General features: G+C 58.2%; 21 protein-coding genes. 8 read left to right on the plus strand and 13 right to left on the minus strand.

Annotated features, from left to right (window positions below; translation table 11 throughout):
* The first annotated feature begins 1,263 nt into the window (after positions 1-1,263).
* Both I3J13_RS26025 and I3J13_RS23565 read left to right on the plus strand, forming a co-directional pair.
* Positions 1,264-2,289 carry an SIR2 family protein gene (locus tag I3J13_RS26025; protein ID WP_196380434.1) on the plus strand — a complete coding sequence of 342 codons (1,026 nt, stop codon included), beginning with the start codon at positions 1,264-1,266 and terminating at the stop codon, positions 2,287-2,289.
* 9 nt (positions 2,290-2,298) lie between these two features.
* On the plus strand, positions 2,299-4,041 hold the full coding sequence (locus tag I3J13_RS23565; protein WP_196380435.1) for an ATP-binding protein: 1,743 nt from the start codon (positions 2,299-2,301) through the stop codon (positions 4,039-4,041).
* A gap of 9 nt (positions 4,042-4,050) precedes the next feature.
* On the opposite strand, the gene I3J13_RS23570 is transcribed toward I3J13_RS23565, so the two are convergent.
* Positions 4,051-4,413 (minus strand): type II toxin-antitoxin system RelE/ParE family toxin, encoded by a 363-nt coding sequence (locus tag I3J13_RS23570; protein WP_196380436.1) that lies wholly within the window; start codon positions 4,411-4,413, stop codon positions 4,051-4,053.
* Positions 4,414-4,415: 2 nt separating this feature from the next.
* On the minus strand, positions 4,416-4,667 hold the full coding sequence (locus I3J13_RS23575; RefSeq protein ID WP_196380437.1) for a ribbon-helix-helix domain-containing protein: 252 nt from the start codon (positions 4,665-4,667) through the stop codon (positions 4,416-4,418).
* A gap of 192 nt (positions 4,668-4,859) precedes the next feature.
* On the opposite strand from I3J13_RS23575, the gene I3J13_RS23580 reads away from it, so the two are divergent.
* On the plus strand, positions 4,860-5,222 hold the full coding sequence (locus I3J13_RS23580) for a hypothetical protein (RefSeq protein WP_196380468.1): 363 nt from the start codon (positions 4,860-4,862) through the stop codon (positions 5,220-5,222).
* A gap of 62 nt (positions 5,223-5,284) precedes the next feature.
* On the opposite strand, the gene I3J13_RS23585 is transcribed toward I3J13_RS23580, so the two are convergent.
* Together I3J13_RS23585 and I3J13_RS23590 are read right to left on the minus strand one after the other, a co-directional pair.
* The gene (locus I3J13_RS23585) at positions 5,285-6,208 is read right to left on the minus strand and encodes an SRPBCC family protein (RefSeq protein WP_196380438.1); all 924 of its coding nucleotides are present in this window, start codon (positions 6,206-6,208) and stop codon (positions 5,285-5,287) included.
* Positions 6,205-6,546, minus strand: coding sequence for an ArsR/SmtB family transcription factor (locus I3J13_RS23590; protein ID WP_196380439.1), 342 nt, complete (start codon positions 6,544-6,546; stop codon positions 6,205-6,207). Before I3J13_RS23590 ends, I3J13_RS23585 begins: the two co-directional genes overlap by 4 nt.
* A 179-nt stretch (positions 6,547-6,725) precedes the next feature.
* Between I3J13_RS23590 and I3J13_RS23595 the strand changes: the two genes are divergently transcribed.
* Positions 6,726-6,944: a hypothetical protein gene (locus I3J13_RS23595; RefSeq protein WP_003521599.1), complete on the plus strand. Its 219-nt coding sequence runs from the start codon at positions 6,726-6,728 to the stop codon at positions 6,942-6,944.
* A gap of 45 nt (positions 6,945-6,989) precedes the next feature.
* Entirely contained in the window at positions 6,990-7,394 is a 405-nt protein-coding gene (locus I3J13_RS23600; protein ID WP_174013269.1) for a hypothetical protein, read from the plus strand.
* 239 nt (positions 7,395-7,633) lie between these two features.
* Here I3J13_RS23600 and I3J13_RS23605 read toward each other — a convergent pair whose 3' ends face one another.
* The 6 genes from I3J13_RS23605 to I3J13_RS23630 form a co-directional block, all read right to left on the minus strand.
* Complete coding sequence (locus I3J13_RS23605) at positions 7,634-8,362, minus strand: SDR family oxidoreductase (RefSeq protein ID WP_080839289.1); 729 nt, start codon at positions 8,360-8,362, stop codon at positions 7,634-7,636.
* Between the two features lie 52 nt (positions 8,363-8,414).
* The gene (locus tag I3J13_RS23610; protein WP_196380440.1) at positions 8,415-9,539 is read right to left on the minus strand and encodes an ABC transporter ATP-binding protein; all 1,125 of its coding nucleotides are present in this window, start codon (positions 9,537-9,539) and stop codon (positions 8,415-8,417) included.
* 4 nt (positions 9,540-9,543) lie between these two features.
* On the minus strand, positions 9,544-10,377 hold the full coding sequence (locus tag I3J13_RS23615) for a carbohydrate ABC transporter permease (RefSeq protein WP_196380441.1): 834 nt from the start codon (positions 10,375-10,377) through the stop codon (positions 9,544-9,546).
* Positions 10,374-11,240 (minus strand): carbohydrate ABC transporter permease, encoded by an 867-nt coding sequence (locus I3J13_RS23620; RefSeq protein ID WP_196380442.1) that lies wholly within the window; start codon positions 11,238-11,240, stop codon positions 10,374-10,376. Before I3J13_RS23620 ends, I3J13_RS23615 begins: the two co-directional genes overlap by 4 nt.
* A gap of 217 nt (positions 11,241-11,457) precedes the next feature.
* Positions 11,458-12,744 carry an ABC transporter substrate-binding protein gene (locus I3J13_RS23625; RefSeq protein ID WP_196380443.1) on the minus strand — a complete coding sequence of 429 codons (1,287 nt, stop codon included), beginning with the start codon at positions 12,742-12,744 and terminating at the stop codon, positions 11,458-11,460.
* A gap of 114 nt (positions 12,745-12,858) precedes the next feature.
* Positions 12,859-13,875 (minus strand): hypothetical protein, encoded by a 1,017-nt coding sequence (locus I3J13_RS23630; RefSeq protein WP_003504412.1) that lies wholly within the window; start codon positions 13,873-13,875, stop codon positions 12,859-12,861.
* Between the two features lie 497 nt (positions 13,876-14,372).
* Between I3J13_RS23630 and I3J13_RS23635 the strand changes: the two genes are divergently transcribed.
* From I3J13_RS23635 to I3J13_RS23645, 3 genes are read left to right on the plus strand one after another with little or no spacing between them, the layout of a single operon-like run.
* Positions 14,373-15,641 carry an ADP-dependent glucokinase/phosphofructokinase gene (locus I3J13_RS23635; protein ID WP_196380444.1) on the plus strand — a complete coding sequence of 423 codons (1,269 nt, stop codon included), beginning with the start codon at positions 14,373-14,375 and terminating at the stop codon, positions 15,639-15,641.
* Between the two features lie 10 nt (positions 15,642-15,651).
* Complete coding sequence (locus I3J13_RS23640; protein WP_003521609.1) at positions 15,652-16,425, plus strand: SDR family NAD(P)-dependent oxidoreductase; 774 nt, start codon at positions 15,652-15,654, stop codon at positions 16,423-16,425.
* A 60-nt stretch (positions 16,426-16,485) separates the two neighbouring features.
* Entirely contained in the window at positions 16,486-17,307 is an 822-nt protein-coding gene (locus tag I3J13_RS23645) for a DeoR/GlpR family DNA-binding transcription regulator (protein WP_003504407.1), read from the plus strand.
* A gap of 25 nt (positions 17,308-17,332) precedes the next feature.
* Here the strand turns inward: I3J13_RS23645 and I3J13_RS23650 are convergent, their stop codons facing one another.
* The 3 genes from I3J13_RS23650 to I3J13_RS23660 form a co-directional block, all read right to left on the minus strand.
* Positions 17,333-18,937, minus strand: a complete 1,605-nt coding sequence (locus I3J13_RS23650; protein ID WP_196380445.1) for an FGGY-family carbohydrate kinase — start codon at positions 18,935-18,937, stop codon at positions 17,333-17,335.
* Between the two features lie 113 nt (positions 18,938-19,050).
* A complete protein-coding gene (locus tag I3J13_RS23655) occupies positions 19,051-19,827 on the minus strand; it encodes an ATP-binding cassette domain-containing protein (protein WP_196380446.1) in 777 nt (258 codons plus the stop codon).
* Positions 19,824-20,909, minus strand: a complete 1,086-nt coding sequence (locus I3J13_RS23660; RefSeq protein WP_059756474.1) for an ABC transporter permease — start codon at positions 20,907-20,909, stop codon at positions 19,824-19,826. Before I3J13_RS23660 ends, I3J13_RS23655 begins: the two co-directional genes overlap by 4 nt.
* Positions 20,910-21,062: the final 153 nt, after the last annotated feature.

Consider the following 21,062-nt stretch of genomic DNA (forward strand, 5'->3'; position numbering starts at 1 on the left):
TATTATGATCGATCGTCACTCGAATCTGATTCCCACTCTAATCAATTCCATCTCACTCATATAGTTTCCGCGCATAATAATTCTCCAGCCATATCGGCAATTTCAACATAAAAATCATATATTTACACGTTATCGTCCCGCAATCCGCAAATTGCAGGCCGTAAAAACAAGATTCTGGCCGCGGATTCTCGTCCGCCCTCAAATATTCATATACAATTCAACGCAGCATATATTTTATATGTTTCTGCGTATATATCTATATAAATATATGTTTACGGAATCCTCCCAGGTCGAAGGGGCTCTCCCCTCTCTATCTCGGCTTCCAAATCCGAATTCTTCTTCTGGTTGTATAAATATTGCTTCTTGCGCCGACGATTCATAATCTTCGCCACCCTTCGCCTCATCAGGGCTGTATCTGCACGAGCTGCAAGAACGTACATTTCATAGAGACCCATTTGAACACACCTTTCCTATCACGCGACGCAGTTGCGACCGTGTCTTGAGCTTCATCTCTTTTCCCATCAGCCTTTCAGCTCAATGGGCATTGCAACGGGGCACTGAAAACTGCCACCTAGGGAAATAAAGACACTTATCAGTGCCCCGCATCAGCGGTTTGTACCTGTCAGAGCATGTCCTTCAGCCAATGCGTTTCGGAGAAATAGAGAGGCCCACCACAAACCAGATTCCATCTCTCCCCCGGTCATTGCCTGAGGACTTTCCCTGTCAGGCCCCGAAATATGAGAGTGACGTCTTTCTCTCACAGCCGGCGCTGGCTCCGCTTCAAACCAAAACATCTCCCGGTTCGTCGCGGAATAGGGGCAGTATAGGTCAGGCAAGCAGGGTGAGCATAAATGAGGAAACAAAAAACTTTTCCAAAAGCTAACCAAAACAAAGGAAGCTGGGTAAAACGGCATCAATTAATTGAAAAATTTATTCTTTTAAGCTGAGATATGCAGGACCAACACCCACAAGAGTCAATAAAAAACAATTTTCTACTTTGTCATCACTCACTAAACATCACCATGTCCGCTTCTCGCTAAAATTGGATATCGCAAAGCGATCCTTCGCCACGGCGAACCCAGAAGAGCAGTTTCTCTGCGAATAGGCATGAGTTGACGATTCAGCACAGGAAGGTTGCTTTGACGGTCTAATAGACGCCGACACTTATTAGATGAAGTGCAAGTGGAGTACACCTTTCGAATCTGAACGACATGGGATACAACCCTGTGTAGAGCATAAATATTGAGACTGGACGAAAAACACGTGACAACCGACGAGATATCCAAGGTCGCCCAAACCTGTTTTCAGGGTTGCCCAACCATCGTCCTTGGCAGCGGGGCATCCATGCCTCATGGGCTTCCTAGTATGGGAGAGCTAAGCACTTACCTTCGCAATAACATAGAAGCAAAAGATGACGCGGAAAGTGACGCTTGGTTGCTCGTCGAGACAGCGCTGGCCAACGGCGACCACCTCGAAGCAGCTTTGGAAGGCAAGAACCTACCTCCGTCGCTTTTGTCAAAGATCGTGGGATTGACTTGGCGTTGCGTAAACGAGAAAGACATGCAGCTCTTGGAAGCCGCAGCCGCCAACGATAGCAATTTCGCTTTGGGGAAGTTGCTGGCGAGAATGTTCAGCAGCACCCACAGCGAGGTCCATGTGGTTACGACCAACTATGACCGCGTTGCCGAGTTTGCCTGTAATTCCAAAAACGTACTGTTTCAAACCGGCTTTGCGCCAGGTTACATTCAAAAATGGGAAAGCACGAGTCGCGTGAAATTCACGCACGCCGCAAAGCCGTCCCGCGTCGTGAAAATATGGAAAGTTCACGGATCCCTTGACTGGTTTCGCACCGCAGATGAGAGGACAATCGGGCTACCCGTGTTCGAACTGCCGTCTGCCGAGCACTACACACCACTCATCGTCACGCCCGGCCTCAACAAATACGAGAAGACATACGAAGATCCCTTTCGAACAACCATCAACGGGGCAGATTCTGCACTGAAAAATGCCTCCGCCTTCCTTTGTGTTGGCTTCGGCTTTCGGGACCAGCACATTCATCCCAAGATCATTGAGCGATGCCGAGAGAGGAACGTCCCAACTGTGGTGCTGGCACGCACGCTGACAGATGAGGCGAAAGACTTTTTGAAAACTAAGGCGGGTACGAACTACTTGGGAATCGAGCGATCTGGCAGTGGAAGCAGGGTTTTTTCGCCTACCCACCCTAACGGAATCGAAATCACAGTATCTGATCTTTGGTCTCTCGATGGCTTCAACAATTTGGTCCTATAGGTAACGCTCATGTCCATTTTCGATTTCGCAGACACAGAAGCGCTTGGCAGAGTCATTTCTGTCGATACTACGGCGGCTACTATCCGCGTCGATGATCTTGATCGGCTAAAGCGCCTCCAGGTCAACCGACTCGTGGTTCTGCAAAGCAGCAAGCCAGGTCAACACTTGATTGGTGTTGTTGTGAAGATCACCCGCAAGCCGGACACGCGCGAGCTGGATGAAACCGAGTCTGCTGACGAATCTCTCGTTCCGAGCGAAAATAACCTCGTGAAGATTACCCTCATCGGCACCCTGCTGGACCGCGTCGGTAAAGATCAAAACGTATTTCGTCGCACACTTGAGACCGTTCCAGAGATCGACGCTAATTGCTTCTCTTTGGAGAGACAGAGGCTGAGCAAGTTCATGCAGGTAATCTCCAACCTGCAAAGCGACGGCCCAAAGCTGTCGCTTGGCCATTTCACGCTCGATGAAGAAGCAATTGCTTATCTCAACGGCAATAAGCTCTTTCAGCGCCATGCCGTCATAGTTGGCAGCACCGGCTCAGGCAAATCTTGGACGACAGCACGATTGCTCGATCAGATCGCCGAACTGCCCCAAGCAAACGTCGTATTGTTCGATATCCATGGTGAATACCGTCCGCTGAAGGGCGCGGCTTTCAAACATATTCGGATTGCAGGACCATCCGACATTGAATACAATCGTGGGCTGAATGATGGGGTTCTTCACCTGCCATATTGGTTGCTCGGTTATGAAGCCTTGGTGTCGATGTTTGTCGACCGCAGTGACCAAAATGCGCCTAATCAGTCGATGGTCATGACAAGAACCATCGTAGACGCCAAAAAGAGCTCCCTTGATCCCGTCAAGCACAAAGAAATCCTAGAGCATTTTACCATTGATAGCCCAGTGCCATTCGACCTTGACACCGTCCTTAATAAATTGACGGAGTTGGACAAGGAAATGGTCGAAGGAACTAGAACAGACAAGCAGGGTCCGTATCACGGTAAACTCAGCAGGTTGATCGGTCGTCTTGAAGCCAAGAGACACGACCGACGTCTGGCTTTCCTGTTTCAGCCTCCACCTGAATGTATGGACATGGCTTGGCTCGAGCGAATGGTCCACGCCATCTCTGCCGGCCGCGGCGCACAAAACAAAAACGAAGGTGGCATTAAAATTATCGACTTTTCGGAAGTGCCTTCCGACGTATTGCCGCTAACCGTGAGCCTATTAGCACAAATCATTTTTTCAACGAGTCTTTGGACAAAGTCCGAGAAGCGTCACCCAATCGCGATCATGTGTGACGAAGCACACCTATACATCCCGGAACGTGCACAGGCTGACAGTTCTGATGCCGTCGCTGTTGAGATTTTTGAACGGATAGCCAAAGAGGGCCGAAAATACGGGATCGGCCTTGTGGTGATCAGCCAGCGACCGTCAGAAGTAAACCGAACGGTCCTCAGCCAGTGCAATAACGTTGTAGCTATGCGTCTGACTAACGGCGACGATCAGAGCGTTATCAAACGGCTCCTGCCGGATAGCCTGGGTAGCTTCGGCGACCTCTTGCCGGTCTTGGACATTGGCGAGGCTTTGGTTGTTGGTGACGCCAGCCTGCTACCGACACGCGTTCGAATTGCTGAGCCAAAGATGTGGCCTGACAGCCAAACAATTGCATTCTGGGATCGCTGGAATGAAGAGAATCCTAAGTCTGATACCCAGAATGCCATAAGCTCTTGGCGGAGGCAGAGCACTGTTTAAGCACCCGCTCTAGCCAGTATTGATAATGCCTCTGGCATCTAGCGCCGTGAGATCTTCTCGCAGGCGCACCGCCATATCCATCCGTTCATGCAGGATACTCATCACGCCTAGGTCGCCGTTATCAAGCTTTCGGAAAAACAGGTAATGATGCTCATACCGGCTGAAATAAGCCTCACTCTTGAGGTCACCGGGGACGGCAAGTCTTTGGGGCAGACGCCGCCAAAGCAGATGGTTGTAGCAGAGGCGCTGCAAATGCGCATGCAGGCCACGTATATAGGTCTCAGCCTGCGCTTCACCCCAAGCATCCGCAGTGTCACGCCAGATTTTGTCCTGTGCGGCGTCAGCAGGCACATAAAAGCGATAAGCTGCCATAACTAACGACGTTTGTTTCGGCCGATTACATCGTCAGCGGAGACGGCTACAAACTCGCTTTCATCCGCGCGCATGGCGGGAGACAATTCCTTTTGCAAGGCATCCCATGCCTCGTCGCGAGTTTGCAGGTCACGCCGGATAAGTGCTCGAATATATTCGCTCGCATTCTCATAAAGACCGTCATCACCAATCTGCTGCTGGATATGGTCTTGCAATGCTCCGCTGACTTTGACGTGAATGCTTCCTGACGCCATGGCATATTCCTTTCGGTCTCCTCGATTATGAAAAGCGTAGCATATATTGTCAATATTCATCACAACATTACGGCCGCTCCTGCTCCCTAGCCAACCATGAGCGCCACGGTAATTAAATCGCTATATCGTTTACTTTGCCAACGGGGCGAAATATTTCTAGTTTAACGAGAAAACACGAATGAGGATCAAGACTTGAAAGTCATCACAGGAACCGGATTCACCGCTGCCACCCTGCTTTTTTCAGGCTCTGTTGCCTTTGCCGCGCCAACATACCTTAGCTGCGAGTTCGCCGGTTCGAAGGGAACTCCTCAGGTGTTCAATTTCGCTCTGGACGAAGCTACCGGGACATTTGGAGTTTATGTCCCGGCTTCTGGAAGCCAGAGAATGGAGAAAGGCACCTTTGCCGGTGGTAAAGCGAGCCTGAATGAAGGCTCGGTGGCATGGGAGATCGACATCGCCAAGCGTTCGGTCATTCGTGACAAGCGTATGGTTGGCGAGAAGGATGGCGGGACCTGCAAGACGATCTCGCACGCGCAGAGCGGTTTTGAAGATTAATGCCGGTCTGGACAGGAGCCAGTATCGAGACCTCTGCACAGGGAGCTGACGGCACGGCGCATCTATAGCGCCTTGGCGAAGCGCTCCAGTTTGCCCAGCGTTTGCTGCCCCAGCTCCACGGCGCCGAAACCCTTCGCTTGCTGGAACTCGGCTTCCGTGCTGAACACCATGCCCAGCACAACTTTCGTCGCGCCATCCTGATCTTCGAAGGAGGCCCAGGCATCGGCATGTTTCGGTCCGTTTTCGCCCCATAGCAGCGTATAGGCGAGCCTCTCTTCGGGGCGGACCTCGACATAACGATGATGGTTCGGGAAGACTGTGCCGTCAGGGCCGATCATGTCAAAGACCCATTCGCCGCCGGTCCGCAGATCAATCCTCTTCGTGCGGCAGGAAAACCCTTCAGGGCCCCACCATTGCGGCAGCGTCTTTTCGTTCATCCAGGCTTTCCAGACAATGTTTCGCGGCACCTTTATCGTTCGCTCCAGCACCATGGTTCGCCCGGCCACGCTGGCCAGATTGTTGAGACCGGCGCTGAAACCTTGTTGATAGCCATCGCGCATATCCTCGGCCAGTGAGGAAAGCTGCACCGTTACGGTCAAGCGGCTACGCTCTTCCGCAGCCTGAAAATCGGCAGTCACCAGCGCTGCCGACTGGGTTACGCCGCCGGATGAGACCACCTCGTAGTTCACGCTGCGGCGGGTTGGCTGCAGCTCCAGCCAGCCGCATTCACAGCGAATATCCGGCTGGCCGGCGACCTTGCAGAGCGACACTTCGCGACCGCCCAGCCTGCTGTCCGCCTCCAGGAATTCCACGGTCACCGAGGGCGAGGGAGAGGCCCACGCCGCCCGGGCGGCGGGTGACAGCCAGACCTGCCAGAGAGCCGATAGCGGAACGGCAATTTCCCGTTCGAAGCTGAGCGTTGCAAAACGGTCTTGCCGCTGATGCGGTTCAGCGTGTGCGCCTTCCTGATCCGGTTTCGTTGTCATTCGGATTCCTCCTTCATGGCCTGCATTGCAAATGCCTCCAGCCGGTCAAGCCGGCTCTCCCACACGGCCCGCTGCTCATCGAGCCATGTGCTTACCGGCTCCAGCGCTTCGGGCACGATAGCGCAGGTGCGCACCCGCCCATCCTTGGACGTGACGATCAGCCCCGCCTCCTCCAGCACGGAAAGATGCCGCATGACCGTGGGCAGACGCAACCCCGTGGGAGCGGACAGTTCCATGACCGGCGCCGGACCGCCGCCAAGGCGCGCCAGAATTGCCCGCCGCGTCGGATCGGCCAGAGCCTGGAAGATCAGTGAAAGTTCCTGATGATGCTTAGTCATGTTGCTAACTATCATGTTTCATCGCGATGGGGCAAGCAGAAACTTAGCATGTCGACTAAGTTTTATCAGGGAAGGGATACAGGGGAAACGATCGATCAAAAGTTGCGGAAAATGATTGACTCTCGCATCCATGTGAGTGAGCTTCGCCAGGAAAATGACGGGGAACATAACAAATCATCATGTCGCCAGACCGCTTCAATGAATGCCTGCGGGTTATCCGCTGGACGCCAATCAATATTGCCTCTGCCCTGCAATGCGAGCTCTCATGGATAGAAGCGCTGGAAGCCGGCAATGAAGCCGTTCCCGATGGCCTCGCAACATGGCTGGAAACGCTGGCGCAAGCCCATGAAGCCTTGCCGCCGCCTTCGACCTACCGGGGAAAACGGTCGTCGTTCTGACATGGGCAACAGTTGAAAACCTTCACCAACGATCGGATCATACCAATGAAATCCCTCATCGCAGCCCTTGGCCTCATCGCCGTCTCAAGCCCTGCCTTCGCAGCTTCCTGCGAGAAGAACTTCACCGTTTCGGGCGTGCCGATGGTGACCGCCGTTTCTTACAAATCATGGCAGGAACTGCCGAAGGCCAAGGCGCCCGCGGTGCTTCAAAAGCTTGCACAGGCCGTCGCTGCTGAAGGTTTTTCAGGTATCCAGATCAACAAGGCGCTCTCATCCATCGATGCCCATCAGGAAACCAGCGGCAGCGGCAGAATCCAGACGCTGCGGGTGGTGGCGCGGCAGAAAGGCAATGCTGTGCGGATCGATGCCGTTTTCAATATTCAGGCAGGACAGATCGCCGACAAGAACGTCATTCGCGAAGGCATCTGCAATATCATAAAGGGCGTGTAAGTCGAACGCGTCTGGGGCATCGGTCTGCGTTACGATCTCGGTGCGCGTCACGCGCTTGTGGGGCGCAGTGCGCCGGACTTTGCGGTTCTCTTGCGGCCGGAGGGGATCGTGGCCTGGGTTGGCGAAGGTGTTTTCGATGAGGCCGAACTCGTCGGCGCAGCCTCATGTTGGCTCGGAGAGCCGCGACGCGGCGGCGACGCTTCCCTGACTGGGTCGCGACGCCATACATCGTTACACGATCAGCAGCAGGTGAAACCGCCGTCGATGGGCAGCGAAACACCGGTAATCATCGAGGCTGCGTCACTGAGCAGAAAGACGATGGGTGCGGCGATTTCCGCTTCGCTGGCCCACCGGCCGAGCGGCATCTGCTTCAGGAACGGCTCGGCCACATGCGGCTGGCTCCAGTGGCCGGACGAGATCGGTGTCATGACAACGGTTGGATTGACGCTGTTGACGCGGATATTGTAGCGGCCGAGCTCCAGCGCCGAGCAGCGGGTGATATTGTCGAGAGCGGCCTTGGAAGAGCCGTAGGAGATATGGCCCGGCAGCGCCACAAGGGCTGCCTGGCTGGACACGTTGACGATGGCGCCGCCCTTGCCGAGCCTCACCATGGACTGGCTGGCATATTTCGTCACCAGCAGCGCCCCGCGCGCATTGATGGTGATGACCTTGTCGAAAATGGCGATATCCGTGTCCATCGGCGTGGCAATCTCGCCGCCGAAACCGCCGCAATTGACGACGCCCCACAGATCCAGTCCCTCCAGCGCGGCGCGAATTTCCTCGTCGCGGGCAAGATCGAACGTCAATGTACGGCAACCGGTTTCCTTCGCAATAGCCTCGAGCGCCTCCTGCGAACGCCCTGCCGCGATGACATCGGCATTGGCGCGCACGAGATGGCGCACCGTTTCGCCGCCAATACCGCCGCTGCCGCCCGTCACAAGGATCGTTCTGCCCTGAAAATCCGTCATTTCCCGTCTTCCTCCCTCATGGCGCCGAAGATTCCGCACCCTTCACAACGTTTCAATTGATCCGCCCCGGTTCAGTCTCTCGCGGGGTGTTCATATCCTGCGACACTCTCTGCCCCTTCGCGTCGAACAGATGGCAGGCGGCGGCCGGGAACGACACGGCTATGCGGTCGCCCGCGCGCGCCATGCGGCCAAGACTGTCTCTTATGGTGATGGTTTCCTCGCCCTCGCGGACATGGATGAAAGTATCGCTGCCGAGCAGTTCGACCATCGTCGCTTTCATCGAATAGGACTGTCCGCCCTGCCCGTCGCCGATTGCAATATGTTCGGGGCGGATGCCGAGGGTTACGGTGTCACCAGGCTCAAGCGGCCTTGAAACCGCAATATCGAGGGAGGGGCCGGCGGCGAGAGACACGGTGGCGATGCCTTCTGCAACGGCGACAACGCGCGCTTTCAGAAGGTTCATGGCGGGAGAACCGATGAAACCCGCAACGAAAAGATTGGCGGGACGCTGGTAAAGCGTAATCGGCGAGCCGATCTGCTCGATGCGGCCGCCATTCATGACGACGATCTTGTCGGCCAGCGTCATCGCTTCCACCTGGTCATGCGTGACATAGATCATCGTGCAGCCGAGTTCCGCCTTCAGCCGTGCGATTTCCACCCGCATGCCGACGCGCAGGGCCGCATCGAGGTTGGAAAGCGGTTCATCGAGCAGGAAAAGCTTCGGCTTGCGCGTCATCGCCCGGCCGATGGCGACACGCTGGCGCTGACCGCCGGACAATTCGCGCGGCTTGCGTTTCAGATAGCTCGAAAGCTTGAGTTTGCCGGCCGCGCGGCCCACCCGCTCGCCGATTTCGGCTGTGGGTGTCCGGGCGATTTCCAGCCCGAAGCCGATATTGCGGGCAACATTCATATGTGGATAAAGCGCATAGGACTGGAAAACCATGGCCACGCCGCGTTCTGGCGGCTCGGCATCGCTCATATCCGCGCCATCCACCAGCACGCGGCCCGAACTGATCGGCTCCAGCCCGGCGATGATGCGCAGCAGCGTGGATTTTCCGCAGCCGGAAGGGCCGACCAGCACGCAGAATTCGCCATCCTCTATGGTCAGCGACAATTCGGGAATGACCGTCAGGCTGCCGAAGGCCTTGGTGATTTTGTCGATCGAAAGCGTCGCCATGGGTCTAGCCTTTCACCGCGCCGGCAGTCAGGCCGCGCACGAAGGCGCGCTGCACCAGCACATAAAGAAGAATGAGGGGAAGCGCGATCAGCGTCAGCACCGCAAACAGCGCGCCGGGATTGGCCATATAGAGGCCGGAATATTGCATCGGCAGGATGGTGAGCGTCTTCATCTCGCTTTTCGTCAGCACGATCAGCGCCAGGAAAAACTCGTTCCAGGTGACGATGAACTGCCAGATGGTGACGAACACCAGCGCCGGGCGCACCAGCGGCAGCGCCACATGCCAGTAGGTCTGCCAGGCGTTGCAGCCATCCACCTTGGCCGCCTCGAACAGTTCACGCGGCGCGTCTTCCATGAAGGATTTCAGGATGACCATGGCGAAGGGCACGCCAAGGGCGGCATAGGGCAATATGAGGCCGATATAGGTGTTCACCCAGCCGAAATTCTTCAGGAGAATGGCAAGCGGCAACACCATCGAGGCGAGCGGTACCATCAGCGTCGTCAGAAGCGTCGTGTAGAGAAACAGCGTGCCTTTGAGCCGAAGGATAGCGATGGAGAAGGCAAAAAGCGAGGATACGGCGACCACGATCGCCACCGTCGCGACCGTCACGATCAGGCTGTTCAGGAAGATGCCACCGAGCGGATTGTCGCGGATGACGGTGATGAAATTGTCGAAGGTCACCGGCCATGTGAAGAGCGCCGCGTCGAAAGCCTGCGCCGGCGTTCTCAGACCCACGGACAGCATATAGACCTGCGGGACCATCCAGATGCCGAGCACGATGAACAGCACCGCATGAATGAGAATGCCGCGTGCGCGGTTGCGGGCAAAAGCCGTCATGACCGGTCCTTTCCGGCGGGCGTCAGCCGTGCGCCAAGTGCTGCGATCTGCAGCAGCGAGAGGCCAAGCGCCACGACAAGAACGATCACGGAAAGCGCCGCACCGCTGCCGGTATCGCCCAGCACAAAGCTCTGCTTGAAGATGAAGGTGCCGAAAACCTCGCTTGCCCGGTTCGGGCCGCCACCGGTCATCAGATGCACGATGGGAAAGGTCTGAAGCGTGCCGATGACGCCGAGAAGCAGCAAGGACTTTGTGGCGGGCGCCAGCATGGGAACCACAACATGGGCGGCGAGTTTCAAACCCTTCGCGCCATCGATGCGCGCCGCATCCAGCACTTCAGACGGCATGTTGGCGATGCCGGCGATATACATCAGCATGGAAAACCCGGTCCATTGCCAGATATTGACGACAATGAGGGCATAGATCGCCGTTTTGGGATCGCCGATCGGCGAGGTCGACATGACGATACCGGCATATTTCAGATACTCCTGCGCGATGCCGTAATAGGGCGCGTAAATCTGCACCCAGACGAGGCTGACCACCGAAACGGAGGTAACGACAGGCAGGAAGAACATGGTGCGAAAGAAACCGCGCAGCCGGTCCGTGTGCCGTTCGATGAACCAGGCGAGCACCCCGCCCACCAGCATCTGGACTGGAATGGTGATGACACCCCAGAGCGCCATGTTGCGCACGACGATCCAGAAGGTAGGGTCACCAAGAACCGTGACGTAATTCGAAAATCCCGCAAAGCTGCGTGCCTCGCCGGAAGCCGCATAGAAGCTCTGTCCCGTCACCCAAAGGATTGGATAGGCAATGAAAACGACGAACAGCAGAACGGCAGGAAGGGCGAAGACATAGAGCATGGACGCCCTCGAAGCTCTGCTGCGTTCAATGATAACAGGCGTAGCGCCGGCCCTTAAAACTTCTGCACGCATGGGTTCTCACCGATTGATAATCACACCGCCATCAAACGAAACGGCGTCGAAAGGTGTTGAAGCGCACCAGGGAGGTCTTGTCGTGGTCGATGCGCTTCAACCCGCCGGGCGCATTTGGCAACGCCCGGCATCTTGAGGCCGCCTGTCACTTTGACGCGAGCGCTTTTTTGGTCGCCTCGTCCGCCTTGGCCAGCGCGGCCTCGGCTTCGATGCTGCCGGCGGCTACACCCGCCAGGGCGTTGTCCAGCGCCTCGGCCACGGCCGGCGAAGAAAAGCGCTGGTTTTCGGCCTTGGGCAGATCTGCCATGAACCGTGCCGACAATTGCTTGACGTGGTCGGTAATATCGCCCTTCGGCGTATGGCCTTCGAAGGCCGGCAGATCGTTCAGGTCGTTCAGCGCCTCCTGCAGACCGACACCGTTGGTCAGCTCGGCAAGGAAAGTCCATGCGGCGTCATTCTTGCCGCCATTCTTCGTCAGGCCGTAACCGATGTCGATGCCGCCGACCGGCGGGCTTGCCTTGTTGCCCTCCTTGACGGGAGGCATGTAGAAAAAGTCGAACCCGTCCATGTTCTGCACATATTCGGAGAGCGGCGGCGGGAACTTGCTTTCCTGCATCCACCAGGAGCCGAGCGCCATCATGCCCACCTTGCCCTGTGCGAAGAGCTGCGCGCCGGTCGGATAGGCATGCGCGCCAAGCGCACCCTGCTGGAAGATGCCGTCATCGAAGAGGCCCTTCCACGCCTTCATGGCGGCCACCAGCTCCGGGGTGGTCCACGGCGTTTCACCCGCCTGCGCCTTGTCGACGATGCCGGGGGAAAACTGGTTGGCGAGCATCAGGAAGACGTTTTCGTTCTGCCAGCCGTCCGCGGCGCCCTGAAACATCGGGATGAGGCCGTTATCGCTCAGCGTCTTGGCGGCAGCCTTCAGTTCCGCATAGGTCTTCGGCACAGCGATATTGTGTTTTTCGAAGAGCTTGCGGTTGTACCAGATGCACAGAACCTGCGATTCCTGGGGAATGATGTAGAAATTCTTGTCGCCGGCGGGATTGCCCATCAACATCTGTTTGCGGTTGACGGGGAAAATCTTCTCCTCCCATGTTGCACCCCATTGTTTGGCGGCGCGTTCGTTTACGGGCTCCAGATTATCGCGATATTGCTGTGTGAGGGACCCCGGCTGCAGGCCGATGATGTCAGGCAAACTCCCGGATGCCGCCGCCGCCTTCAGCGCCGTGATATATTCCGGCGAATAATTGTAATAGGTGTAGTTCACCTTCACGTCTGGATGGGCCTTCTCGAAGGCCGCAATCGACTTCTTCATGGTGCTTTGCACGAACCATGACCATACGGTCACTTCTTTCTGCGCGGCACTCGCAACAGCAGCGGACAGAACGGCAGTCAGAACTGTCGTTGCAAGAAACAACGTCTTCCTCATCATATTCCTCCCTTTATTGTTTAAAGACGCATTGTTTAAAGATGCCGGCGGACCTGCCGCCCGATTTTGTCGCGGCCCTCCCAGAGCCGCGCTCACTCGAAATCCCGGCAGCTATCAGGCCGCCTTGGCCGCCGCCGCTTTCAGCACGTCCTCGGTAATGACGCGGTCGTCCGCGAGCGGGCGCACCGGGGAAAGCCCCAGTGTCTGCAGCTCGCCATGATAGGCGCGGACCGCCTCTTCCGGCTTCAGGGCGCCGTCGGCAACCGCGCGCATCAGCACGATCAGATTGAGCGGAGCTTCAGCCAGATTGATCTTGCGCCCGAACAGCGCGAGCCGCGCACCGTAACGCTCCGACTGCGCCACCAGCTCGAATGTATCGCGGGTGGTGCCCGCTCCGCCGCCAAGCACGCCGACGATCAGCTCGGAATCGAACGAGGCGAGTTCCTCCAGCGCCTTCGGCCCGTTATAGGGCATCTTGAGAAACAGCGGCCGTTCGGCACGCGGCACGCTCGCCAGTGACTTGATGATGTGGTCATTGACAAATTCGCCGGTCTGTTCGCGCGTCAGGCCGATATCGACGTTCGGGTTGAAGACCTCGTAGAAATATTTGAAATTGTGCTTCGATGCTTCGGCGCGGAACTCGGCGAAAGCTTTGAGCGTGCATATGTCGCGGTCGAGATCGTTGGTGAAGCACACCGAATAAAGGCAGAGATCGGTGCCGGAGGTCGGGTAGTTGGCGATGGCGCGGGCAAGGCCGGTATCGCGGAACGGCACGGATGGCGACTGTGTATAGGTGCCATGCCGCACGCCACCCCAGCACATGCTTTCGAGATTGCCGCGAATGGCCGGTTTCACCTCGCTGCCGGAAAACGCGCCGCGCTCGTCCAGCAGATCGAGATTGGACTGCGATACCAGCATGATGTCGACCACGTCCTGGTCGATGATCTCCTCGATCTGGGTTATGAATTCCTGGCGGGTGCGACGGCGGGGCGGCTTGACGGAATAATCGAAACCGGTGGCGGAGACACCCGCGCCGACATCGCTGTCCTTTGCATCGGCAATGATAAAATCAGTCGGTTTGTAACGCCCTGCGCGAATATTCGCCAGTTTTCTGTCGAGTCTCGTGACCATCGTAGCCCTCAATGAATGTTGGAGTTCGGCTGCCAGCGCTTCGATTGCGACCGCAGACTTGCATTTATAAACGGCCACTTCTCATATTCTGTCAATAGCTATCTTTTTCTCTCTAAAACAAGGCAGCTCGCTCCATATTCTTGACCGAAGGATGGGATTCAAAGTTTCCAAATTTCGAATTTTATAAAAATAAATCAACATTTTAAATTGCTCGTCCAGACGCCTTCCAGTGTCTTTTCATGCCACATCAACAAAACACCAGCGCCACAATGGGCGTCCGTCCATACGCTTGAAATGTCTTTATTTTCGGCAAATCAGCGGTCAATGCGCCACCCAAGACGTTCGCATGCGCAAAACATGTGCTGCGCCGCTTTAAAAATGCGCTGCATTGCGCAAATTCTGGCAAAATAGCACTTTCAGTGCAAAATCTCGTTGACGATTTGAGAGATAATGGTAGCAATTGACATCATTGCCGCGTGAGGAGGAGATACTCGGCTATGGGTGACGTTTTTACAGGCGACTGGGGGGAGCGTTATGTCGCGCTCGCCGATCCGCGCTCCGGCCCGATTGGAACATCGGCGCTTTCGCGGGCGGGGCTGTTCTTGTGCGGCATGTCCACCTGTGTCGATGCACGGGCCGACATGCACAATATGCAGCCGCTTCTCGATGCCCCAGCCGAAACGCCGGCCGGTCAATTCGCCGCCATGTTGCTGGCGCGCGCCGCAAAGGGTATCGGCGGTGAAGTACGCGCCGACTGGCTGGACGGCCCGCAATGGCTGCGCGATCATCTGGATGTTCGCTACGCGCTGGGCGGCACCGGTCCGCAGGCCGCCTGGGTGCTTTCGCGGCTCGGCGTCGCCTCCCTGGTGGCGCTGGAGGATCGCCACGAGCAGCAGCTTCGTCAGATCCCACCGGGCGTTTTATTGGCCGAGGGCAATGCGCTGAAAACAGCGGCGGAAGTGACGCCGACAGAACGGCATATTCCCGAAATATTCATCTTCGAATTCACGGCGGGCAAGCCAATCGGTGCGCTCATACCCAATCGTTCGACACGCATCATCGTGCGTTTTTGCGATCGCGGTATCCAGCATGATGCGGCATTTGAGGCGGTATCACGAAAGCGCGCCTCCACCGCCGCTGCAGGCCTTCTGTCCGGCCTCAACGACGAGGCCGCGGAAAATGTCGGTGCCGCCGCCCGCCATGTCTTTGCGCTCAGCCGCGACTGGATGGATGCGGGCTTGAAGACGGTGCATTTCGAGCTTGCCGGTTATGCTTCGCAGGACGCCGTAAGCGAGTTGCTCGATCAGGCCAGGGGTGCAATCAGTTCGCTCGGCATGAGCCATTCGGAACTGCTGGCAATGGATGGCACCGCCCAGCATCCGATGGAGGCGCTGATCGCTCTTGGGGACAGGCTGGATATAGACCGTGTCTGCGTGCATGCCGACACCTGGGCGGCCGCTGTGACGCGCAACGACCCCGACGAGGAGGAACTGGCGCTGATGGCCGGATGCGCCATTGCCAGCGCCCGGGCTGCCAATGGGGAACCGGCAAACGCGATCCGTACCGATGCGCTGGCGCAGTTTCACGCGTTGCCCTTCGACAATCGTGTGCGGAAAGGCCGCTGGACCTTTGTTGCCTGCGCCTCGCCCTATGTTGAAAAGCCCGCCACCACGCTTGGCCTCGGCGACAGTTTCACGGCCGGGTGCCTTCTCGTTCTCGGAAATCCCGGCGTCGTGACCGCCCCCGCCGCCCTCAAACAGGCCTGAAGGAAAAACGATGTTTCTCGAACGATTTCGTCTGGATGGAAAAACCGCCTTCATCACCGGCGGCGGGCGCGGCATCGGCCTTGCGACGGCGCAAGCGCTGGCGGAAGCAGGCGCGCATGTCATCATTTCCGACATGAATGCCGAGGTGCTGGAGGCGGGTCTCTCGGAACTGAAGGCACAAGGCCATGCGGCGGACGCCATGCAGCTCAATGTAACGGATGCGAAGGCCGTCGCCGAGGCCGCGCGGGCCGCCAACGACCGCTTCGGCGCCGTCGATATCCTGATTGCCAATGCGGGCATCGCCTGGCCGGACACGCCGGGCGAAGAGATGAGCGACGAGGTCTGGTTGAAGGTGGTGGATGTGGATCTCAACGGCGCTTACTGGTCATGCCGTGAATTCGCCCGCCCGATGCTGGCGCGGGGACACGGCTCCATCGTCACCCTCGGTTCGATGTCCGGATTGATTTCCAACAAGCCGCAGCGGCAGGTGCATTACAACACCGCCAAGGCCGCCGTTCACCACATGACGCGCTGCCTCGCGGGCGAATGGGCTGAGCGCGGCGTTCGGGTCAATTGCGTTGCACCCACCTATGTCGATACCGTCATGTCGCGCGGCGGCTTTTCAGATGAAACGCTGATGCCGGTCTGGATGGAGATGACGCCGATGAAGCGCGTCGCAAGGCCCGATGAGATCGCCGCGCCCATCCTGTTTTTGGCCTCGGACGCCGCCAGCGCCATGACGGGCACGATCGTTGCGGTGGATTGCGGATACACGATTTGGTAGAGCTTGACGGACATTGGAGAGAATCGGCGCGTTTCTACGGGCCGAAAACCGGGTGATTGCATGGAGTCTTCGAGCAAGCGTGTTGATATGGTTCCCGCCAAAAGACGGGCGCTCATTCTGGAGCACCTGCGCATCAATGGCGCGGCGGGCATTCAGGAGCTCGCGGATACGATAGGCGGATCGCAATCGACCGTGCGGCGTGATCTCGAGCATCTGGTGGAAAAAGGCTATCTCGAGCGCACCCACGGCGGCGCGCATCTGCTGCAGCCGATGCGTGCGACCTTTGAACGGGAGATGACGGTCAATGCCGCGCTTCAGCACGCGGAAAAGGTTGCGATCGGCCGCGAGGCCGCGGAGCGGCTGAGTGCCGGCGACAGCGTCATCTTCGACAGTTCCTCGACGGTTATGGAGGCGGTGCGGGCCGCTGCCGAACGCGACCTTCCATTAACGGTGGTGACCAACAGCCTGCAGATCGCCGATTTCGCCGCCGATATCAAATCCTGGCGCACCATCCTGCCGGGCGGCACGGTGCGGCCCGGGCACCGCCACCTGGCGGGCGAGCCGGGGGAAAGCTTCATCAAAACGCTGCACGCCGATATCTGCATGACGGGGGCTTCTGCGGTTACCGGCACGCTGCTGACGGAAACCTCGCTGGAAGTGGCCTCGCTCAAGCGTGCCATGATCGCCGCAGCCCGCAGAACCGTGCTTCTGGTCGACAGCTCGAAATTCGCGGCGCCCGGTTTCTGCACGCTTTCGGATATTTCGCAGATAGACGAGGTCATCACCGATAACGGCATTTCGCAGGATGCGATGACCTCGCTCAAAGCTACGGAGTGCAAGGTGACGCTGGTTTCGCCCGCTGCCCCTGCGCCACTGACCTGACGAACCGCCATTTCCATCGCCAAATTCACTGTGCCGCCTCGGCGTTCGGCGACTTCGGTTGCGAATGTGCATTTTGACGTGCGGCAAACAGATGAAGCGAGCGCATGGCCCGCCGGAGCTCCTCGTTCGCCGCAAGCCGGCGATATTCGGCATAAAGCGTCTCGTATTTTTCGAAATGGCGCAGGTTCGGCACAAATTCGCGAAGGCTGCGCGCACCGAGCCTTTCCGCACCCTCGGCGAAAGAGCCAACGATCCCGGACGCCACCGCCGCATGGATTGCCGCGCCGAGCGCCGTCGGGTTCTCCACGTCCGGAACCTCGATCATGCGTCCGAACACATCCGCCATCGTCTGCACCAGAAACGGATTGCTGCGGGCCAGACCGCTCGTCATCACAATACGGCTGATCGGCACGCCGCCCGCTATCGCCATGTCCAGAATGGATCGCGTGCCGAAACAGAGCGCCTCGATCAGCGCCCGGTAGATTCCGGCCGAGGTCGATTTCAGGCTGAGGCCCACCAGCAATCCCGACAGCATGGAGTCGGCCAGCGGAATGCGGTTTCCCGCAAACCAGTCGAGCGCCAGAACACCGCCCGCGCCCGGACTGACCGCCTGCGCCGCCTCATTGTGTAGGGCGAAGTTGCGCGAAAGGTCGTCATCGCGCGGGAAAGTCTTCACATACCAGGCCAGCATGTCGCCGAACGCCGCCTGCCCCGCCTCGTAACACCACAAATCCGGCAGGGCGGCACCGAAGGCCGCCCCTTCGAGCCCGGGCGGCAGGCCGCGTCCCTCACCATCCAGAATGAGAAAGCCGGCAGAGGTTCCGAGCGCGCCGACAAAAACACCGGGACCGACCGCGCCGACCGCAGGCAGCACGACATGACTGTCGATAACAGAAACCGCAACGACGGCATCGCCTGTAATCCCGGTGCGACGACGCCACTCCGGCGTCAGGGAACCGGCCGGGCTACCGACCTGAAGCGGTTTCGAAAGACGCTCCGCAAGCCCCGGCACCACGTCTTCCGGATAGCCGGTTTCCCGCGAGAACTGCGCCTTGTAGGAGGCGAAGTCGAGGCTTCGCGCCTCGTTGCCGGTCAGCTGCCAGACCAGCCAGTCTCCCGCCTCGATGAAGCGCCCGGTTTCGGCCCACAAAGCGGGTGCTTCAGCGCGCATTTGCGCCGCCTTGGCGAGCATCCATTCGCCGGAGAGCTTCCCGCCGAAGTTTTCAAGGTAATCACCACCCAAAGCGTTGATCGCATCCGCATGAGCCTGCGCCGAGTGTTTCCAGAGCTTCACATAGGCATGCGGCTCATCCGGATAAAGCACCGAAAGCGCCGTGCCGTCGGCGCGTGCAGGCATGGGGGAAGACGCGGTGAAATCGATACCTATCCCCGCCACGTTGCGGCCCTTGCCGAGCGCCAACAGAATAATCTCGGCGGCTTCCGTGTAGTCATCTGCGACCTGAAGCACGAAATTGGCGGGCAGGCTTCGACCGCGCAGCGAATGCGTCAGAATGCCGTTGCGATACGGATGGACATGGTGGCCTTCCTGCGCGCCGGTGCGGGCATTGACGAGAATGCCCCGCGCCGATTCCGAGCCGAAATCCATGCCGATTATATAGGTATCGGTCATGATCTCACGCCCCCTCGCGACTGCTGGCAAATATGGTGTGAGCATCATTCAGGGGCATGGGATCTCGCAATTGGGTGGGACTGAAACACTGCCGTTCTTCACGTTGCCAATTTTCACATTATCGGGCTGGCAGCAGCCGTGGCACCGGTCATGATCGCCACGGCATCCGACATGGTGACGTCTCCCGGATTGACGACGGCCGCCCGCCTGCCGAGCCTGTGGATGTGGATACGGTCGGCGATTTCAAACACATGCGGCATGTTGTGGCTGATAAGCACGATCGACAGGCCCTTGTCGCGAATGCTAAGGACCATGTCGAGAACCTTGCGGGATTCCTTGACCCCGAGAGCTGCGGTCGGCTCGTCGAGAATGACGACGCGCCCACCGAACGCGCAGGCACGGGCGACGGCAATACCCTGCCGCTGCCCGCCGGACAGCGTTTCGACGCTCTGGTGAATGTCCTGCACCGTCATCAGACCGAGGCTCGACAGGTGCCGCCGCGCCTCGGTCGCCATGCGGGGGCGGTCCAGCAGGCGAAAGACCGAACCGCCGATGCCGGACACACGCATTTCACGCCCGAGGAAAAGATTGTCGGCGATGGACAGCGCCGGCGAAAGGGCAAGGTTCTGAAACACCGTTTCGATGCCGGCGGAGCGCGCATCCATCGGCGTTCTGAAATCGACGCGCTTGCCTTCCAGCCGGATTTCGCCGCTGTCGGGTATAACCGCACCGGCAAGCGCCTTGATGAGGGTGGATTTTCCGGCGCCGTTGTCACCGATCACGGCGAGAATTTCGCCGCGACGCAATTCGAAGTCCGCACCGTTGAGTGCAACGACATTGCCGTATCGTTTGGTCAGGCCGCGACCTTCGAGCGCAAGTTCGCCTGTCATGCCGAAACCCTCCGGAGCCACTGGTCGACGCCGACGGCCGCCACGATCAGAATACCGACCGCGAATTCCTGCCACAGCGCATCGAGGCCCGCGAGCGCAAGGCCGTTTCTAAAGACCCCCACGATCAGCGCGCCGATCAGGGTGCCAATGATGGTGCCGCGCCCGCCGAACAGCGATGTTCCGCCGATCACCGTCGCGGTGATGGAATCCAGATTGGCAGTCGATCCGGAGGTCGGGCTGATTGCGCCGACCCGGCCGATCAACGCCCAGGCGCCGATGGCGGAGATGAGACCCGCACAGGCATAAACCGCCAGCAGCACGCGACGCGTATCGATGCCGGCAAGCGTCGCCGCATCCGGGTCGTCACCCGTCGCATAGACATGGCGGCCGAAGGCGGTGCGGTTCAGCACATACCAGGCGAGAGCTGCGAGAGCGAGCATCAGCACGGTTCCGAGCGTAATGCGCGCGCCACCGAACTGGATTGCCGCCCCCATCCATTGCAGGATCGGTGCGACCTCGGCAACCTCCTGGCTACGGATGGTCTGGCTGCCGGAATACCAGAGGTTCAGCGCCCCGAAGACGCTCCAGCTCCCGAGGGTGACGATGAAAGGCGGAAGACGCATATAGGTTATGAGAAACCCGTTGATGAGGCCGCAACCCAACCCGCCGCCGAGCCCGATAAGGAAGGCGAGTTCCGGTGGCAACCCGGCAGTAATGGCAAGGCGGCCCATGAGCGTCGAGGTCAATACCATGATGGCGCCGACGGACAGATCGATGCCCGCCGTCAGGATCACCAGCGTCTGGGCGATGCCGATAATGCCGATGATGGTGACCTGCTGGAGGATGAGCGAAAGATTGAAAGGCTGAAAGAACCGTGAGCCGACGATGATGGAAAACACCCCGACGCTGGCTGCAAGAACAATGAACGGCACCACCGTTGGATTGCCGTGCAGGAAACGTTGCAGCCTGCGAAGCGGGCTCGTGTCCTGATCCTCGAACACGGCATGAGATGTTTCTTTTGCTATCGAACCGGCCTCAAAGCCTGCCGGACCAGTCGAAGCATGTTTGCTGGGTTCAGTCATCGAGATACACCCTTCGCAGGTCTGCGGCTTCAACCCGGATACAGGATCGGCTGCCGGAAAATGCGATGCACGGATTAAACACGTTGGAGCGCCTTTTCACATCAGCAGGGAAGTGTGGCGTTCTGTTACGGCAGATTTTCAAAAGCGTGGCCA

It is taken from the genome of Agrobacterium leguminum (genome assembly GCF_015704895.1).
GTDB lineage: Bacteria > Pseudomonadota > Alphaproteobacteria > Rhizobiales > Rhizobiaceae > Agrobacterium > Agrobacterium leguminum.

Coding starts and splice junctions, on each gene's coding strand:
- I3J13_RS23655 (WP_196380446.1), bottom strand. CDS start 19,827: ATGACAGGCGAACTTGCGCTCGAAGGTCGCGGCCTGACCAAACGATAC.
- I3J13_RS23620 (WP_196380442.1), bottom strand. CDS start 11,240: ATGCTCTATGTCTTCGCCCTTCCTGCCGTTCTGCTGTTCGTCGTTTTC.
- I3J13_RS23605 (WP_080839289.1), bottom strand. CDS start 8,362: ATGACGGATTTTCAGGGCAGAACGATCCTTGTGACGGGCGGCAGCGGC.
- I3J13_RS23570 (WP_196380436.1), bottom strand. CDS start 4,413: ATGGCAGCTTATCGCTTTTATGTGCCTGCTGACGCCGCACAGGACAAA.
- I3J13_RS23645 (WP_003504407.1), top strand. CDS start 16,486: ATGGAGTCTTCGAGCAAGCGTGTTGATATGGTTCCCGCCAAAAGACGG.
- I3J13_RS23600 (WP_174013269.1), top strand. CDS start 6,990: ATGAAATCCCTCATCGCAGCCCTTGGCCTCATCGCCGTCTCAAGCCCT.
- I3J13_RS23630 (WP_003504412.1), bottom strand. CDS start 13,875: ATGGTCACGAGACTCGACAGAAAACTGGCGAATATTCGCGCAGGGCGT.
- I3J13_RS23595 (WP_003521599.1), top strand. CDS start 6,726: ATGTCGCCAGACCGCTTCAATGAATGCCTGCGGGTTATCCGCTGGACG.
- I3J13_RS23635 (WP_196380444.1), top strand. CDS start 14,373: ATGGGTGACGTTTTTACAGGCGACTGGGGGGAGCGTTATGTCGCGCTC.
- I3J13_RS23625 (WP_196380443.1), bottom strand. CDS start 12,744: ATGAGGAAGACGTTGTTTCTTGCAACGACAGTTCTGACTGCCGTTCTG.
- I3J13_RS23640 (WP_003521609.1), top strand. CDS start 15,652: ATGTTTCTCGAACGATTTCGTCTGGATGGAAAAACCGCCTTCATCACC.
- I3J13_RS23590 (WP_196380439.1), bottom strand. CDS start 6,546: ATGACTAAGCATCATCAGGAACTTTCACTGATCTTCCAGGCTCTGGCC.
- I3J13_RS23660 (WP_059756474.1), bottom strand. CDS start 20,909: ATGACTGAACCCAGCAAACATGCTTCGACTGGTCCGGCAGGCTTTGAG.
- I3J13_RS23585 (WP_196380438.1), bottom strand. CDS start 6,208: ATGACAACGAAACCGGATCAGGAAGGCGCACACGCTGAACCGCATCAG.
- I3J13_RS23565 (WP_196380435.1), top strand. CDS start 2,299: ATGTCCATTTTCGATTTCGCAGACACAGAAGCGCTTGGCAGAGTCATT.
- I3J13_RS23610 (WP_196380440.1), bottom strand. CDS start 9,539: ATGGCGACGCTTTCGATCGACAAAATCACCAAGGCCTTCGGCAGCCTG.
- I3J13_RS23650 (WP_196380445.1), bottom strand. CDS start 18,937: ATGACCGATACCTATATAATCGGCATGGATTTCGGCTCGGAATCGGCG.
- I3J13_RS23575 (WP_196380437.1), bottom strand. CDS start 4,667: ATGGCGTCAGGAAGCATTCACGTCAAAGTCAGCGGAGCATTGCAAGAC.
- I3J13_RS23615 (WP_196380441.1), bottom strand. CDS start 10,377: ATGACGGCTTTTGCCCGCAACCGCGCACGCGGCATTCTCATTCATGCG.